At 70.9% G+C, this 15,227-nt stretch carries 20 protein-coding genes and 1 tRNA gene; 13 read left to right on the forward strand and 8 right to left on the reverse strand.

Annotation, left to right across the window (positions count from 1 at the left end; genetic code table 11):
- Positions 1-96 precede the first annotated feature (96 nt).
- The gene (locus tag BO64_RS15705; RefSeq protein ID WP_496404252.1) at positions 97-900 is read left to right on the forward strand and encodes an undecaprenyl-diphosphate phosphatase; all 804 of its coding nucleotides are present in this window, start codon (positions 97-99) and stop codon (positions 898-900) included.
- A 35-nt stretch (positions 901-935) separates the two neighbouring features.
- Here the strand turns inward: BO64_RS15705 and BO64_RS15710 are convergent, their stop codons facing one another.
- Positions 936-1,913 carry a complex I NDUFA9 subunit family protein gene (locus tag BO64_RS15710; RefSeq protein WP_496404253.1) on the reverse strand — a complete coding sequence of 326 codons (978 nt, stop codon included), beginning with the start codon at positions 1,911-1,913 and terminating at the stop codon, positions 936-938.
- Between the two features lie 153 nt (positions 1,914-2,066).
- Between BO64_RS15710 and BO64_RS15715 the strand changes: the two genes are divergently transcribed.
- From BO64_RS15715 to lptB, 5 genes are all read left to right on the forward strand, one after another.
- Positions 2,067-2,152: transfer RNA gene (locus BO64_RS15715), tRNA-Leu, on the forward strand.
- Between the two features lie 48 nt (positions 2,153-2,200).
- Positions 2,201-2,818, forward strand: a complete 618-nt coding sequence (locus tag BO64_RS15720; protein WP_496404254.1) for a ribonuclease D — start codon at positions 2,201-2,203, stop codon at positions 2,816-2,818.
- A 13-nt stretch (positions 2,819-2,831) separates the two neighbouring features.
- The gene (gene lptC / locus BO64_RS15725) at positions 2,832-3,455 is read left to right on the forward strand and encodes an LPS export ABC transporter periplasmic protein LptC (RefSeq protein WP_496404255.1); all 624 of its coding nucleotides are present in this window, start codon (positions 2,832-2,834) and stop codon (positions 3,453-3,455) included.
- A 7-nt stretch (positions 3,456-3,462) separates the two neighbouring features.
- Complete coding sequence (locus BO64_RS15730; RefSeq protein WP_496404256.1) at positions 3,463-3,999, forward strand: LptA/OstA family protein; 537 nt, start codon at positions 3,463-3,465, stop codon at positions 3,997-3,999.
- 32 nt (positions 4,000-4,031) lie between these two features.
- Positions 4,032-4,757, forward strand: a complete 726-nt coding sequence (gene lptB / locus BO64_RS15735) for an LPS export ABC transporter ATP-binding protein (protein WP_496404339.1) — start codon at positions 4,032-4,034, stop codon at positions 4,755-4,757.
- 31 nt (positions 4,758-4,788) lie between these two features.
- Here the strand turns inward: lptB and BO64_RS15740 are convergent, their stop codons facing one another.
- The 3 genes from BO64_RS15740 to BO64_RS15750 form a co-directional block, all read right to left on the reverse strand.
- Positions 4,789-5,142 (reverse strand): response regulator, encoded by a 354-nt coding sequence (locus tag BO64_RS15740; protein WP_496404257.1) that lies wholly within the window; start codon positions 5,140-5,142, stop codon positions 4,789-4,791.
- Positions 5,139-7,343: a PAS domain S-box protein gene (locus tag BO64_RS15745; protein WP_496404258.1), complete on the reverse strand. Its 2,205-nt coding sequence runs from the start codon at positions 7,341-7,343 to the stop codon at positions 5,139-5,141. Before BO64_RS15745 ends, BO64_RS15740 begins: the two co-directional genes overlap by 4 nt.
- Before the next feature lie 139 nt (positions 7,344-7,482).
- Positions 7,483-8,211 carry a CPBP family intramembrane glutamic endopeptidase gene (locus tag BO64_RS15750; RefSeq protein WP_496404259.1) on the reverse strand — a complete coding sequence of 243 codons (729 nt, stop codon included), beginning with the start codon at positions 8,209-8,211 and terminating at the stop codon, positions 7,483-7,485.
- Between the two features lie 184 nt (positions 8,212-8,395).
- On the opposite strand from BO64_RS15750, the gene BO64_RS15755 reads away from it, so the two are divergent.
- Entirely contained in the window at positions 8,396-8,518 is a 123-nt protein-coding gene (locus BO64_RS15755; RefSeq protein ID WP_496404260.1) for a MerR family DNA-binding transcriptional regulator, read from the forward strand.
- 28 nt (positions 8,519-8,546) lie between these two features.
- On the forward strand, positions 8,547-8,768 hold the full coding sequence (locus tag BO64_RS15760) for a MerR family DNA-binding protein (RefSeq protein WP_496404340.1): 222 nt from the start codon (positions 8,547-8,549) through the stop codon (positions 8,766-8,768).
- Positions 8,769-8,816: 48 nt separating this feature from the next.
- Here BO64_RS15760 and BO64_RS15765 read toward each other — a convergent pair whose 3' ends face one another.
- Together BO64_RS15765 and BO64_RS15770 are read right to left on the reverse strand one after the other, a co-directional pair.
- Positions 8,817-9,149, reverse strand: coding sequence for a hypothetical protein (locus BO64_RS15765; protein WP_496404261.1), 333 nt, complete (start codon positions 9,147-9,149; stop codon positions 8,817-8,819).
- Between the two features lie 122 nt (positions 9,150-9,271).
- Entirely contained in the window at positions 9,272-9,979 is a 708-nt protein-coding gene (locus tag BO64_RS15770; protein WP_496404262.1) for a helix-turn-helix transcriptional regulator, read from the reverse strand.
- A gap of 96 nt (positions 9,980-10,075) precedes the next feature.
- Between BO64_RS15770 and BO64_RS15775 the strand changes: the two genes are divergently transcribed.
- From BO64_RS15775 to BO64_RS15795, 5 genes are all read left to right on the forward strand, one after another.
- Complete coding sequence (locus BO64_RS15775) at positions 10,076-10,654, forward strand: glutathione S-transferase family protein (RefSeq protein WP_496404263.1); 579 nt, start codon at positions 10,076-10,078, stop codon at positions 10,652-10,654.
- Between the two features lie 111 nt (positions 10,655-10,765).
- Positions 10,766-12,271 carry an RNA polymerase factor sigma-54 gene (gene rpoN / locus BO64_RS15780; RefSeq protein ID WP_496404264.1) on the forward strand — a complete coding sequence of 502 codons (1,506 nt, stop codon included), beginning with the start codon at positions 10,766-10,768 and terminating at the stop codon, positions 12,269-12,271.
- A 90-nt stretch (positions 12,272-12,361) separates the two neighbouring features.
- A complete protein-coding gene (locus BO64_RS15785) occupies positions 12,362-12,985 on the forward strand; it encodes an exopolysaccharide biosynthesis protein (RefSeq protein ID WP_496404265.1) in 624 nt (207 codons plus the stop codon).
- A gap of 32 nt (positions 12,986-13,017) precedes the next feature.
- The gene (gene hpf, locus BO64_RS15790) at positions 13,018-13,653 is read left to right on the forward strand and encodes a ribosome hibernation-promoting factor, HPF/YfiA family (protein WP_496404266.1); all 636 of its coding nucleotides are present in this window, start codon (positions 13,018-13,020) and stop codon (positions 13,651-13,653) included.
- A 72-nt stretch (positions 13,654-13,725) separates the two neighbouring features.
- On the forward strand, positions 13,726-14,190 hold the full coding sequence (locus BO64_RS15795; protein WP_496404267.1) for a PTS sugar transporter subunit IIA: 465 nt from the start codon (positions 13,726-13,728) through the stop codon (positions 14,188-14,190).
- A 100-nt stretch (positions 14,191-14,290) separates the two neighbouring features.
- Here the strand turns inward: BO64_RS15795 and BO64_RS15800 are convergent, their stop codons facing one another.
- Positions 14,291-14,560: a DUF1150 family protein gene (locus tag BO64_RS15800; protein WP_496404268.1), complete on the reverse strand. Its 270-nt coding sequence runs from the start codon at positions 14,558-14,560 to the stop codon at positions 14,291-14,293.
- 100 nt (positions 14,561-14,660) lie between these two features.
- A complete protein-coding gene (locus BO64_RS15805; protein WP_496404269.1) occupies positions 14,661-15,083 on the reverse strand; it encodes an Hsp20 family protein in 423 nt (140 codons plus the stop codon).
- Positions 15,084-15,227 lie beyond the last annotated feature (144 nt).

The raw sequence follows: 15,227 nt of genomic DNA on the forward strand, positions 1-15,227 counted from the left end.
GGGCGTCGATTCACATTAGTCCAATTTTGAGATGAACCGGATGTTCACCATAGTGCCGCCCCTTTGCCGCCCTGCCTCATGCTTTGGAGCGCCGTCGTGCCGGACTGGGTCTATGCCGTCATTCTCGGGGTCATCGAGGGGCTGACCGAGTTCATCCCGGTGTCCTCCACGGGGATGATGCTGCTGGCCAAACAGGCCATGGGGCTGAAGGACCCGTTCTGGAACACCTTCGCGGTGATGATCCAGCTGGGCGCCATCCTCGCCGTGGTGGTGCTCTACTTCCAGAAGCTCTGGGGGGCGGTGGCGACCCTGCCGTCCAGCCCGGACAGCCGGCGGTTCGCCCTGTCGATCCTGGCGGCCTTCGTCCCGTCGATCATCCTGGGCCTGCTGCTGCACGACTTCATCAAGTCGGTGCTGTTCGACAGCCCGATGGTGCAGTGCATCTCGCTGGTGATCGGCGGGATCATCCTGCTGTTCATCGACCGCAAGGCGCCGGCGGCCGTACACGACGACGCCATGCGCCTGCCGCTGCGCACCGCCTTCCTGATCGGCTGCTATCAGGTGCTGGCCATGATGCCCGGCGTCTCCCGCTCGGGCTCGACCATCGTCGGCGGCATGCTGATGCGGGTGGAGAAGCGGGCGGCGGCCGAGTTCACGTTCTTCCTGGCGATCCCGACAATGCTGGGCGCCTTCGTCCTCGACGCCTGGGAAAGCCGCGAGCAGCTGGCGGCCGCGGGCAGGGTCGAGCTTCTGGGGATCGGCTTCGTCACCGCCTTCGTGGTGGCGGTGGTGGTCATCAAGGCCATGCTGGCCGTGGTGACGCGGCGGGGCTTCGCCCCGTTCGGCTGGTTGCGAATCGCCATCGGCGGGACCGGGCTTGCGATCCTCGCCCTGACCTGAGCAACGGGGGCCGGCCCTGCGCCCCCGTTCGGCTTCTAGGCGTGGCCGCCCGCGATGGCGCGGGCTTCCTGGTCAGCGTACTGCCCGCCCTTGCGATAGCGGTAGAGGTAGGTCGGCAGCACCGCCTCCAGCGTCGTCGGCGCGAGGCCGAGGTCGGCGAGGCCCGGATACTGGCCGCTGACCACATTGTCGGCCCGCAGGCTGCGCACCTGGTCGGAGGTGACGGGCGGCGGGACGACGCCGGCGACGAGGTCGCCGAGGCCGCCCAGCAGGCCGGCGACGCCGAACGGCACGGGCAGCAGAATGCGGCGTCGGCCGGTCTCGGCCAGCATCATCTCCATGAGCTGGCGGAAGGTGAACTCGGCCGCCCCGCCCAGCTCATAGGTCTGGCCGGCGGCTTCGGGGGCGGCGACGGCCTTGGCGACCGCTTTGCCCACATCGCCCACGAACACCGGCTGGAACCGGGTCTCGCCGCCGCCGATCAGCGGCAGCACCGGCGAGAACGAGGCCATGGCCGCGAACTTGTTGAAGAAGCGGTCCTCGGGGCCGAACACCACGGAGGGGCGCAGGATCACCACATCGGGCCGCGCGGCGCGGACCGCCGCCTCGCCCTCGGCCTTGGTGCGGGCGTAGGCCGAAGGCCCTTCCGGGTCGGCGCCCAGGGCGGACATCTGCACCACGCGGGCGACGCCTCCCGCGGCGGCGGCTTCGGCCACGGCGCGGGCGCCGTCCACGTGCACCGCCTGGAATTTCTGGCGGCCGGTCTCGTAGAGGATGCCGACGAGGTTCACCGCGGCCGCGGCGCCTTCCAGGGCGCGGCGGACCGAATCAGCGTCGCGGACATTGGCCTGGACCACGTCGATCTGGCCCACGTCGCCCAGCAGGCGCATCCGGTAGCCGAGATTCGGGTTGCGCACGGCGACGCGGACGCGCCAGCCGGCCTTGGCGAGCTGGCGGACGGCCTGGTTGCCGACGAAGCCGGATCCGCCGAAGACGGTGACGAGGTTCTGCATAGCCGCTGCCGCTCGGAAAATAGGGGACTTCAGAGGTCTGCGGATTAGACGATGCAGCCCCGCGCCGCAACGCGACTCAAAACTTCTTCAGCAGCAGCGTTGACCCGGCCCGGCCGGCGCCATATGTAGCCGCCTCCCGATCCGACGGACCGGGCCCAGGTGGCGGAATTGGTAGACGCGCTGGTTTCAGGTACCAGTGGTTAATAGCCGTGGAGGTTCGAGTCCTCTCCTGGGCACCACCCCTTCGATAGCGGGGGTGGAGCAAACGGCGTCGGAGTAGAGGCGAAGTGACCACCTACGTTCACGAGGGCGATCTTCCGGCTGGCGCGCTGGCCGGCGCGGCGTTCGTCGCGATCGATTCGGAGACCATGGGCCTCCGGCTCGGGCGGGACCCGCTGTGCGTGGTGCAGCTTTCGGCCGGGGACGGCGACGCCCACCTGGTCAAGCTGGACCGCAAGACCTACGACGCCCCCAACCTGAAGCGGCTGCTGACCGACCCGCAGGTGGTGAAGATCTTCCACTTCGGGCGCTTCGACATCGCCATGTTCTGGCTGCACCTGGGCGTGGTCACCCAGCCGGTCTACTGCACCAAGATCGCCTCGAAGCTCGCCCGCACCTACACCGACCGGCACGGGCTGAAGGACATCTGCCGCGAGCTGCTCGGCGTGGACCTGTCCAAGGCCCAGCAGAGTTCCGACTGGGGCGCGGCCACCCTATCTGACGACCAGGTGGCCTACGCCGCCTCGGACGTGCTGCACCTGCACGCCCTGAGAGAGAAGCTCCAGGAGATGCTCATGCGGGAAGGGCGTGACGGACTGGCCAAGGCGTGCTTCGAATTCCTGCCGCATCGCGCGGTGCTCGATGTCGCCGGCTGGGAAGACGTCGACATCTTCGCCCACTCGTGACGTGGAGGTCGCCATGACGGCGTCCGACGCTACGTTCCAGGCCCCGCCCCGCCGCGCCGATTTCGAGCGCTGGCGCCGGCGTTCGAAGCTGATCCGCCTGCTGCGCATCGTGCTGCCGGCCCTCATCGGCCTGATTTTCCTGGGCCTGGCGGGCAGCGTCGCCTGGTCCACCTTCCGCGCCCAGCCGCGTCAGGCGCAGGGCGAGGACGAGACGATCCGGCTGGTGAACCCGCGCTTCGTGGGCCGCGACGACAAGGGCCGCGCCTTCGTGCTCACCGCCAACTCCGCCGTCCGCGACCGGCAGGACTACCAGCGCGTGCTGCTCGACAAGCCGGCCCTGGTCCTGGACGAGGGCGGTCCCGATCAGCTGCGGCTGAACGGCGCCAAGGGGGTGTTCCACGAGTCCACCGGCAAGCTGCAGCTTTCGGGCGGGGTGAACATGGCCGACCCCCAGAACGCCTTCCAGACCGCCGCTTCGCTGTTCGACACCAAGACCGGGGAACTGGTCGGTTCAGGCCCCATTCAGGGCTCGGGCGGCCTTGGTGAAATCGAAGCGAAGTCCTATGGCGTTTACGGCAAAGGCGATCGCATGGTCTTCAAGGGCGGGGTCCGCGCCCGGGTGAACACGAAACAATAGAGCCCAGATGAAGTCTCCCGTCCTCTCCATCGCGCTGCTCGCGGCCCTGGCGCTCTCGGCTCCGGCGGCGGCCCAGCTCGCCCAGAACACCGACGCGCCCATCGACATGACGGCCGACGAGCTGGAGGTGGCGCAGTCGGCCTGCACGTCCACCTGGCGCGGCAACGCCGAGGCGCTGCAGGGCAACGCCCGCCTGCGGGCCAATGTCATCCGCACGTTCTTCGACTCCAAGCCCGCATCCAAGCCCGGCGCCGCCGGCGGCGGCTGCGGCGACCTGCGCCGCCTCGAGGCCGAGGGCGGGGTCTACTATGTGACGCCCCAGCAGCGGGTGCGCGGCGACAACGCCGTCTATGACGCCCGGACCGAGACCATCGTGCTCACCGGCGACGTGGTGGCGGTGCAGGGCCAGAACGTGCTGCGCGGCTCGCGCATGGTGTTCAACGTCAACACCGGCGAGGGCAAGATGGAGGGGAGCGCCAAGGGCCGGAACCAGGCTGCGCGTCCCCGGGGCGTCTTCTACCCCAGCAAGAAGTCCAACCCGTGACCAAGCCGGAGCGGATCGACACGCGCGCCGGCCTGCCCCTGGAGGGGCTGGTGGTGGACAACATCGGCAAGTCGTTCCGCGGCCGGCCGGTGGTGAAGGGCGTCAGCCTGCGGCTCGCCCGGGGCGAGGTGGCCGGCCTGCTCGGCCCCAACGGTGCGGGCAAGACCACCACCTTCTACATGATCACCGGCCTGATCCCGGCCGACTACGGCGCCATCTATCTGGACGGGGAGAACATCACCGCCCAGCCGATGTACCAGCGCGCCCGCATGGGCGTGGGCTACCTGCCCCAGGAAACCTCGATCTTCCGCGGCATGACCGTGTGGGAGAACGTGATGGCGGTGGTGGAGCTGCGCCAGCGGGACCAGAAGCAGGCCCGGGCCACGGTGACGCGCCTGCTGGAAGAGCTGCACATCGAGCACCTGCGCGATTCGCCGGCGGTGTCGCTGTCCGGGGGTGAACGGCGGCGGGTGGAGATCGCCCGGGCCCTGGCCTCCGAGCCGTCGTTCATGCTGCTGGACGAGCCCTTCGCCGGGATCGACCCCCTGGCCATCGCCGACATCCGCGAGGTGATCGGCTATCTGAAGCAGCGCGGCATTGGCATCCTGATCACCGACCACAACGTCCGCGAGACCCTGGACATCATCGACCGGGCTTCGATCATCCATGCGGGCGAGGTGCTGTTCGAGGGCAGCCCCGACGAGATCGTCGACGATCCGGAAGTGCGCCGGGTCTATCTGGGCGACCGTTTCACCTGATCCGCCGTCGCCGGGCTTTCGCCTGCTCCGGTCAGAGGATCGTGGCCAGGGTGTCCGGGGTGATGGGCTTGATGACGCAGCGGGCGCTGCGCCACTCCGGCGGCATGTCGTCGAGATTGTAGCCGGTGGCGAAGAGGAACGGGGCCGAGCGCCGACGCAGGGCCTCGGCCACCGGGAAGCTCTTCTCCCCGCCGAGATTGACGTCGAGGATGGCGCCGTCGATGGCCGGTTCGGCCTCGATCAGGGCCAGGGCGCGGGTCACGGTCGGGGCGGGACCGACGACCACGGCGCCGGCCTCCTCCAGGAGGCAGCGGATGTCCTCGGCGATCAGATACTCATCCTCCACGAGCAGGATGCGCCGTCCGGCGAGTCGGTTGAGGGTCATGCGAGGATCCGATCCGGCGGGATGGGTACGGCGATGGTGCAGCAGACGCCATCGGCGGTGAGATCATAGGTGGTCTCGGCTCCCAGCTGGTAGGGCAGGGAGCGTTCGATGAGTTCGCGGCCATAGCCGCCGCCGCGCGGCGGGCCGTCGGCGCCGCGCATGTCGGCGCCCCGCTCACGCCATTCGACCAGGAGGCGCCGGTCCTCGCCCTCGCCGGAGACGCTCCAGCGCACGGTCAGCGCCCCCCCGGCGCCGGCGAAGGCCCCATATTTCACGGCGTTGGTGCCGAGCTCATGGAGGGCGAGGGCGAAGATCTGCACAGAGGAGGAGCGCAACTCGACCCCGGGCGGCCCGTCGAGGGTCAGGCGTTCGGCCGGGGCGCCCAGGGCGGACAGCTCGGAGCGCAGGAGTTCGTCGAAGGTGACCCGGGCGCCGGCGGAGAGGCGTGACAGCAGTCCCTGCACCCGGGACAGGGCCTCGAGCCGCGCCGCGAACCGGGGCTCGAAGTCGGCGAGGGTGTCCGATTCGCCGAGGGTCCGGCGGGCCAGGGCGCCGACCACGGTGATCAGGTTGCGGGTGCGGTGCTGGAGTTCGGCCACCAGCACCTGCTGACGCTCCTCGGCCTTTCGCCGCTGGGTGATGTCGCTGATCACGGTGATGGCCCCCGTCACCCGGCCCGCATCGTCGAAAACCGGGGCCATGGCCACGTTGGTCCACACCTCGCGGCCCTCCTCGTCCGTATAGAGCATCTCCTGGCCGGGCGTGACGTGCTCGCCCCGCAAGGCCCGGGAGCCGGGAAACTGGTCGCGGGGCAGCGGCCGGCCCTCGGCGTCCCAGCTGCGCCAGAGGCCGCCGCGCTCGGGATCGCGGGACGGGATGACTCCACTGGGCAGGAAGCGGCGGTATTCGGTGTTGGCGAGGACGGCCTTGCCGCTGGTGTCGATGACCGCCAGGCCAGCCGGCACGCTCTCGAAGGCGGCGGCCAGCCGCGCCTCGCTCTCGCGCAGGGCCATCTCGGCGCGCTTGCGGGCGCTGACGTCGTTGGAGACGCCGAACCACTCCACGATCTCGCCATCCGCGCCGGCCAGGGGCACGGCGCGGGAATGGGCCCAGCCGATCTCCCCATCAATGCTGATGGCCCGGTGCTCCAGGTCGAACACCGAGCGCTCGCGGACCGCCCTGTCGATGGCGGCGAAGATCAGCGGCTGGTCCTCGGGCGGGATGAACTTTTCGGCCCAGCCCGCGAGCGGCTCGTACACGTCGGCGACGAAGCCCTGGCCGGACATCTCGAGCATCACCTGCCAGTCCGGGCTCATGCGGAACACCAGGTGCGGGCCGGCGGTGGCCACCGCCCGGAAGCGGCCCTCGCTGCGGCGCAGGGCGGCCTCGGCCTCGTGGCGGTCGGTGACGTCGCGCCAGAACATCGCCAGGCAGCCGTCGGCGGTCGGATAGGCCCGCATCTCCAGCCAGCGGCCGCCCTCGCGCTGAGGGTAGCGGTGTTCCAGGGAGACCGGGATGCGTTCGGCCATGGCCTTTTGGAGCAGGCGGCCGACCTCGGAGTCCTCCGTCGCGGGAAAGGCCTGCCAGTGGCTGCGGCCGACCACCGCCTCCCGCGGGCGGCCATCCAGCCGCACGGCCTCGCGGTTGTACTCGACGATGGTGAAGTCGGGGGCGATGAGGCCGAACGCCTCGCCCATGCCATCCAGCACCCGGCGCAGGCGCTCGTCACGTTCGGACAGGCCGAGCCTGGCCTGCTCGCGCTCGGCGGCCACCCGGTGGCGGTCGATCACCGCCCCCAGCATGACGGAGAGGGTCGCGAGGAACTGAGCCGTCCCCGCATCGGGCGGCGCTGGGGCAAGGGCGGCGGCCTGCAAGCGGCCCCAGGGCCTGCGGCCCGGCAGGAGGATCTCGGCGTCGGCGAGGGGGGCGAGGCCGTGCCCGGCCAGAAACAGCGGGTGGTCCGCGAGCCGCAGGCGCTCGCGGCCGACGACGCCCGGACGGCATCCGACGCCGGCGCGTACGAGGCCGGCGTCGGTCCCCGGCTCCACCTCGATGACGCAGGCGAGGTCGGCTCTAAGGGCGCCGGCCACGAGACGGCAGGCCTCGTCCAGGATGGCGTCGAGATCCTCGTGGTCGAGCACGAAGTCGGCGAAGTCTGCGAGCGCGCGCTGGCGCCGGATCATGTCGTCCGGGTCGGTCATCCGTCTCCGACGCCCCTCGGCCTCTCGAAGGGGTGAGAGTGAGCCTTGGCGGGGCCCCTGTCATCCCGCGTTCTGCGGGCGTGGGCCCGGGCGCCGGCCCGGCCTGCGCGTGCCGCCGCGGGCCACGGGCCTGACGGGGTCAGAAGAACGAATTGCCGAGGTTGATGAGGTTGTGGGCGATGATCGGGGCGACGACGCCGCCGGTGCGCTGGCGCAGCCACAGGAGCCCGGCGCCGAGGGCTCCGGTGAGGGCGAAGGCGGGAAGGTCCACCGTCAGGCGCCCGTCCGCCCAGCCCACGCCGTGGCCGACGGCGAAGATGAAGGTGACGATGAGGCCCGCGGGGCCGACGGGCGCGCCGAGCAGGCGCCAGCGATCGGGCATGGCCCGGGTCAGGGCGGCCAGCAGGAGGCCGCGGAAGAACAGCTCCTCGTCCAGCCCGGGCATCAGGGCCTGGAAGGCCAGGCGCTCGCCCGAGAGGTCGCGGCCGTCGGCGAGCATGGCCTCGCAGGCCCAGGCCAGGGCGCAGAGGAGGCCGGTGGCCAGGACGGCGGGCCCGAGGCTGCCTGGCGCCTGGCGCAGGGTCAGGCCCGCCTCGGCCCGGTCGTGGCGCAGGATCGCCCAGGCGGCGGCGAGGGTGACGAGGGTGGAGATGGCCTTGCCGGTCCAGTTCCAGCGCAGGGCCCGGGCCCAGGGCAGGGCCTCCTGTACGCCGGCGCCGAGGATAACCACGGCCCAGTAGGCGAGAAGCAGGCCGACGGCGGCGAGCAGCCAGGACCAGCGCACCTGGCGACGGGTGGCGCGCTCGGCGACGGCGACAAGGGCGGCGAAGGCCACGCCGGCGCCGACGCCGGCGACGAGTCCGAGCATGGGACGGTCTCCGTAAGCTTGACTGTTGGCCCTGGTTCTAGCCTGCGGACCCAGGTCCGGAGTCAAGCCGCAACGGCGGCCTGAATGGTGGGAACTCTGACCTTCACGCCGGGCCCCGTGCTGCGCACCTAGCGCCCGCGAAACGGAGGCGGTGATGGCGAGGGGGCCGGCGGATGCTCGGGGGATGACAGTCTCGCGGCTGGCGAGACAGGCCGGGGTCGGGGTCGAGACCGTGCGCTACTACCAGCGCCGGGGGCTGATGCCGGCGCCGCGCCCCCCCGGCGGGGGCCGCCTTCCGGGCCTATGACGAGGCGCACCTGCGCCGACTGCGCTTCATCCGCCGGGCGAAGGCGGCGGGGTTCTCCCTGGACGAGATCGCCGAGCTGCTGGACCTCGATCCGGCCGAGCGTCAGCGGGCCAGCGAGCTGGCGCGGGCGCGGCTTGAGACGCTGGACCGGCGGCTGGCCGAGCTTCAGGCGGCGAGGACGGCCTGGCGGCCCTGCTGTCGAGCTGTGCGGCCGCCGAGGCCGGGCCCTGTCCGATCCTTCAGGCCTTGATGGCCGAGGCGACGGAGGCGTGAGGGGCCGGGCCCTGCCTGGCCCTGGTCAGCGACGCCAGCGCTGGCCGCGCTCGTCCCAGCGGCCGTAGCGGCGCTCGGTGGGATAACCGCTGAAGCCGTAGCCGCACGGGTCGTCGCGCTTGGCGAGCTGGTTGCCGATGATGCCGCCGGCGACGCCCCCAATGGCCGCACCCGCCGCATCGTCGCGGGCCACCGCCGCGCCGGCGGCTGCGCCCACCACCGCGCCCGCGGCCGTCGCAGCGGCGCGGTTGCGCTCATAGTCGCGCTCGCAGGCCGAGGCCCAGCTGCCGCCGCCGGTGCTGGCGCAGCCGCCGAGGGTGATGGCGGCGAGAACGGGAAGAACGAGGATCGGGCGCATGGGCGGCCTCCGGGCGGTTGATGCTAACGCTCCATGCGCAACGGCGCCGCTGGCCGCACGTTCCCGGGCCGTGGACAGGATCTGTCGGCGATGGCCCGAGGCGGCGGTGATGCTCGCGGCGTTCAGCCGGCCGCGTTCATCTGCCGCCACTGCTCCTCCCGCTCGCGCAGCCAGCGGGTGCGCAGGACCGCCGGGCGCTCGGGATAGCGCTCCTCGTGGAATTCGGCGGCGGTGACGCGGTCTGTCCGGAAGCTGCGGAAAGCCCGGCGCAGCTCGCACCAGGCCACCAGCAGGCGGCTCGTCTCATAGTAGCCGATGGCGAAGGGCCAGACGGTGCGTCGGGTCTCGCGCTCCTGCTCGTCACGGTAGGTGAGGGTGATCTTGCGGGCCATGCGGATGCAGCGGCGCACCTCGGCCATGTCGAGGTTGTCGGGGACCGAGCGCCAGGCGGGGACAGCCCGGGTGGCCGGCTCCAGCACCAGGGGGCGGAGCTGCTCGGGGATGACGGCGGCGATCTTGGCGATCAGGTCCTCGGCGGCGCGCTGCAGGGCCGGGTCGCCCCGGACGGCGACCATCTGGGCGCCCAGGACCGCGGCTTCCACCTCGTCGGGCGTGAGCATGAGGGGCGGCAGGTCGAAGCCGTCTTCGAGGACGTAGCCTACGCCGGCCTCGCCCCGGATCGGAGCGCGCTGGCCGATGAGGTCGGCGATGTCGCGATAGACCGTGCGCTTGGAGGTCTCCAGCTCGGCGGCGATGACGTCGGCGGTCACCGGCCTGCGGCTGCGCCGGAGGATCTGGATGATCTGGAACAGGCGGTCTGCGCGGCGCATGGGGCCTCCCGCCACCCTGCTGACAAAACGCTGTCAGCAAGCCGACGCTATGGGTGGCGTGTCAAGCGGATCGGGTCGGGACTGAGGGCTTTGAAGATGATCACCCTGCACGGACACGGACCCGCCGGCGGCCTGCCGGAATCGAACCTGGCCGCCATGAAATCGGAGGTGCTGCTGCAGATCGCCGGCGCGGCCTACCGCAAGGCCTTGATCGGGCTGGCCGGCGCGCCGGTGCTGGAGGCGGGCGGCCAGGCGATCGGCGGCGACGCCCTGGTGCGGGCCTTCCTGGAGCAGGTCCATGGGGTCGACTTCGAGGAAGGGCTGAGCCCGCAGGGGCGGGCCACGGCCTGGCTGATCGAACGGCTGGCCGAGGACCATCTGCGCCCGGCCGCGGAGCAGCCCGAGCCAGACCGCGAGACCCTGGTGCTGGCGGTGCGCTCCCTGGCGGCCCTGGCCGAGCTCATGGGCGAGGCGCCCTATCTGTGCGGGCGCCGGCCGTGCGCGGCGGACGCGGCGGCGTTTCCGGTGCTGGCCAGGCTGATGTCTCCGGCGGGGCCTGCGGTCCTGCGCCGACGGGCCGAGCAGTTCGGGACACTGGTGGCCTATGTGGACCGGCTGATGGCCCGGTTCTACCCGGACTTTCCGTGGCTGACCGAGACCGCCGAGGCGGCCTGATCTTTTTGGTTAACCAAGCTGCGGCCCGGTTAACCAATCGGTTGGAAACGCGGGCCTAGCCTCCCGCCAGCAAGAAACAGGCCACGGGGCCTGGAGAGAGGCTAGAGGATCTTGGCGCTCGCGGCGCGACTGGAGCTGAGGCAAGGGCAGGGGCTGGTGATCACGCCCCAGTTGCAGCAGGCGATCAAGCTGCTGCAGATGTCCAACCTCGAGCTCGAGGCCTTCGTCGAGGCCGAGCTGGAGCGCAATCCGCTGCTGCAGCGGGACGAGCGCGAGCAGGAGGCCGAGCGCGACGGCGCGGCCGAGACGGCTCCGGAGCCGACGGATCTGACCCTCGACCGGGTGGACCCGGCGGCGGCCGGCGCCGAGCTGGACGCGGCCCATGACGAAGCTTCCCCGGGGGAGCGGGCCACGGGCGATGCGCCGGAGGCCGCCGGCGAGGCGGGCGGGGCCGTGGACTGGTCGCGGGCCGGCAAGGGCGGCGGTTTCGACGGCGACCTGGAGGGTCTGGAAGGCGTCCTCGCCCAGGAGAAAAGCTTGGCCGACCACCTGCACGACCAGCTCGCGGTGGCGGGCCTGAGCGCCCCCGAGGCCGCGGTGGCCGGGGTGCTGATCGACGCCGTGGACGAGGTCGGCTACCTGCGGGTGGACCTTCAGGAGGTGGCCGAGCGCCTGGGCTGCGACATGGCCCTGATCGAGCGGGTGCTGTCGGTGCTGCAGGGCTTCGAGCCGGTGGGCGTGTGCGCCCGGGACGTGCGCGAGTGCCTGATGCTGCAGCTGAAGGACCGCAACCGGTACGACCCGGCCATGGCGGCACTGCTGGACAACCTGCCGCTGCTCGCCCGCCGCGACCTCGCCGCCCTGCGCCGGGCCTGCGGCGTGGACGACGAGGACCTGAGGGACATGATCGCCGAGCTGAAGGGCCTGACGCCCCGGCCCGGCGCGGCCTTCGGCGGCGAGCCTGCCCAGCCGGTGGCGCCGGACGTCTTTGTGCGCGAGGGGCCGGGCGGTCTCTGGCATGTGGAGCTGAACACCGACACCCTGCCCCGGCTGCTGGTGGACCAGCGCTACCACGCCCACGTCAGCGGCAAGGCCCGTTCGGACCAGGAGAAGACCTTCGTCGCCGACTGCCTGGCCCAGGCCAACTGGCTGATGAAGAGCCTCGACCAGCGGGCCAGGACCATCCTCAAGGTCTCGTCCGAGATCGTGCGTCAGCAGGACGCCTTCCTGGCCTATGGGGTCGAGCACCTGCGGCCCCTGAACCTGAAGACCGTGGCCGAGGCCATCGGCATGCACGAGAGCACGGTCAGCCGGGTCACCTCGAACAAGTACATGGCCACCCCGCGGGGGGTGTTTGAGATGAAGTTCTTCTTCACCTCCGCCATTGCCTCGGCCGACGGCGGCGAGGCCCATTCGGCCGAGAGCGTGCGCCACAAGATCCGTCAGCTGATCGACGCCGAGGCGCGCGAGGAGGACGTCCATTCGGACGACCGGATCGTCGAGATTCTCAAGGAGGCCGGCGTCGACATCGCCCGCCGCACCGTGGCCAAGTACCGCGAGGCCATGCGCATCCCCTCGTCCGTGGAACGGCGGCGGATGCTGAAGGAAGCCGTCTAGCCACCTTCCGGCCGCTTCCCGCGTTCCTGCCGGCGACGCTCCGTCCTGCCGCCCGGGCGCAGGCCGGGCCTCGGGACCGGATCAGGTGGCATGATGCTGTTGGCCGACGATCATCAGCCGTTGTCGGAGGTGCTGCAGGAGGTGGCTGACCTGCCCTCCGACCGCATCACCGTGGCCGAGCTGATGGACCGGTTCGGCGGGCGGGCCATGGGGGCGCTGCTCCTCCTGTTCAGCCTGCTCTGCCTTCTGCCGCTGCCGCCTGGTGCGACGACGATCTTCGGCGCGCCGCTCCTGCTGCTCGCCCCCCAGCTGGTGGCCGGCCGCCATGCCCCGTGGCTGCCCCAGCGCATCCGCCTGCGTGAAGTCCCGCTGGCCGACATCCGCGGACGGCTGCCGTGGCTGGTCCGCTGGCTGCGGCGGGTGGAGAACCTCTCCCGTCCGCGGATGGGTTTCATGTTCAGCCGCATGGGCGAGCGGGCGATCGGGATCGTCTGCACCGTGCTGGCCCTGATCCTGGTGCTGCCGATCTGGGGCGCCAACATCCTGCCGGCGCTGGCGGTGGCGGTGCTGTCCCTGGCGCTGATCCTGAAGGACGGCGTCCTGGCCCTGCTGGGCTACGTCCTGGCGGTGGCCAGCATCGCGGTCCTGGCGCTCGCGGCGCACATCATCATCCGCATGCTGCAGCACGTCTGGGCGGTCGTCTCCGGCGCTTGACACCAACTGGCGCTGAGCGCGTTGCTAGTGTCATGCAAGTCCAGGTCACCGGCAAACAAATGGACGTCGGGGAGGCTCTGCGCACGCGAGTCACCGACGAACTCTCGGCCAGCATCGAGAAGTACTTCGACCGCGGCGGCGCCGCTGACGTGGTGATCACCAAGGAGGGCAACTCCTTCAAGGTCGACTGCGTCGTCACCCTGGCTTCGGGTCAGCAGCTCAACACTCAAGGGGTGGGCGGCGACGCCCACATGGCCTTCGACGTGGCGCTGCAGAAGATGGTGAAGCGCATCCGGCGGTACAAAAACCGGCTGAAGGACCACCACCAGCAGGCGGTGGCCAAGCAGGCCGAAAGCGCCGCCTACTTCGTCCTCGCCCCGCTGGACCTCGACGATGACGACGACGAGGACGAGGACGACGGGGAACAGGCCTTCCCCGAGCCGATGGTCATCGCCGAAACCGAGAAACCGATCCGGCGGATGACCGTTTCAATGGCGGTGATGGAACTCGACCTGACCGAGGCTCAAGCAATTGTGTTCCGAAACGCTGCGCATGACGGACTCTCGGTGGTATATCGCCGCGCCGATGGAAACATCGGCTGGATCGACCCGGCGCGGACCAAGAACCGTGACGGGCTCGATGGGGACGAAACCGCTTCAGCCCCGTAGCGCTGCCTATTGAGCCGTCCCACCGGGCCGCCAGAGCCGGGACCGACGGCTTCCTTCCGAGTACTGAGAAGAATGAACATCGGCGACCTTCTCGATCGCTCCGCGATCTCCCTGCGCGTCAGCGCGTCCAGCAAACGCCAGGTCCTTGCCGTGGTCGCCGAGATCGCCGCGCGCAGGCTTGAGCTCGACGCGGGCGACATCCTCGCCGCCCTTCAGGAGCGGGAAGACGCCGGCTCCACGGGCGTGGGCTATGGCGTGGCCGTGCCGCATGCGCGGCTCGAAGGCCTGGACGGCATGCGCGGCGTCTTCGTGCGGCTGGAGCAGCCCGTGGACTTCGAGTCGGTGGACGACACGCCGGTGGACCTGGTGTTCGCCCTGTTCGCCCCGCCGGACGCCGGGGCCGAGCACCTGCGAGCTCTGGCCCGGGTGTCCCGCCTGCTGCGCCAGGCCGAGCTGCGCGAGCAGTTGCGCCAGGCCCGCACCACCGACGCCATCTACGCCCTGCTGGTGCAGAACCCCGCGCGCTCGGCGGCCTGAGCCCGCTGGGCCGTCGCCGAGCCGCTGACGACCGGACATGCGAAAAGGCCGGCGGTTTCCCGCCGGCCTTTGCCATGAGTTGGGGGTCGCTGCGCGGCCGTTAGTGGACCGACACCGGCGCCAGTTCGTGGGCCAGGGCCGCGGCCACGGCCGACTCGCGGTCGGTGAGGACGGCGAGGCGCTCGCCGTCGGCCCGGTGGACCGCATAGAGGGTCTGCTCAGGGTCGAGCTCGAAGCCCTGGACCTGGGCCGTCGGCACGCTGGCCAAGATCTCGGCGGCCTTCACGGGGCGCACATAGACCAGATGCGGGGCGCCCAGCGCCGCAAAGGCTTCGGTCGAAAGTACAGGCGTCATCATGACCACCTCCATTTAGCTCAACGCCTCGAACGGTCGCCGGTTCAGCCGGCCGTTCGATTGCTGCACGTCCCGGAAATTCCGGCGACGCATGTGTCAGTTCTGCATCAGCGCCTCAGCCGGCGGTCCGGATCGGGATCGTCTGCACCCGCCTTTCCGGTTCCGGCCGGGCGAGGTCGATGTGGAGCAGGCCGTGCTCCAGGCTCGCCCCTTCCACCACCATCCCGTCCGCCAGCACGAAGCTGCGGACGAAGCCGCGGGCGGCGATGCCGCGGTGGAGGTAGGACTCCTCGGACTTGGATCCGGCCCCGTCCCGCTTGCCCGTGACCACGAGCTGGCGGTCCTCGACGGTCACCTGCAGCTGGTCGGGGGAGAAGCCGGCCACCGCCAGGGTGATGCGCAGGTCGCCGCCGCCGCGGTCCTCGACGTTGTAGGGCGGATAGCTCTCCGCCGCCGCCTTGGCCGCACGCTCGATGAGGCTGCGGGTGTGCTCGAAGCCCAGCAGGAAGGGGCTGTCGAAAATCAGGGACCGGTTCATTCGTCTTCAGAGCCCTCGAAAGAAGCGACTCTCCGGTCCTGCCGCCCGACTTCGGCGCGGCGGGGCCGGACCTTCGGTTATTTGGGGGGCTGGGGCCGGTGTTGCAACGGCGCCGCCCATTGACCTCTGCGGCGGCGCAAGGAT

Source organism: Phenylobacterium composti DSM 19425, from assembly GCF_059568645.1.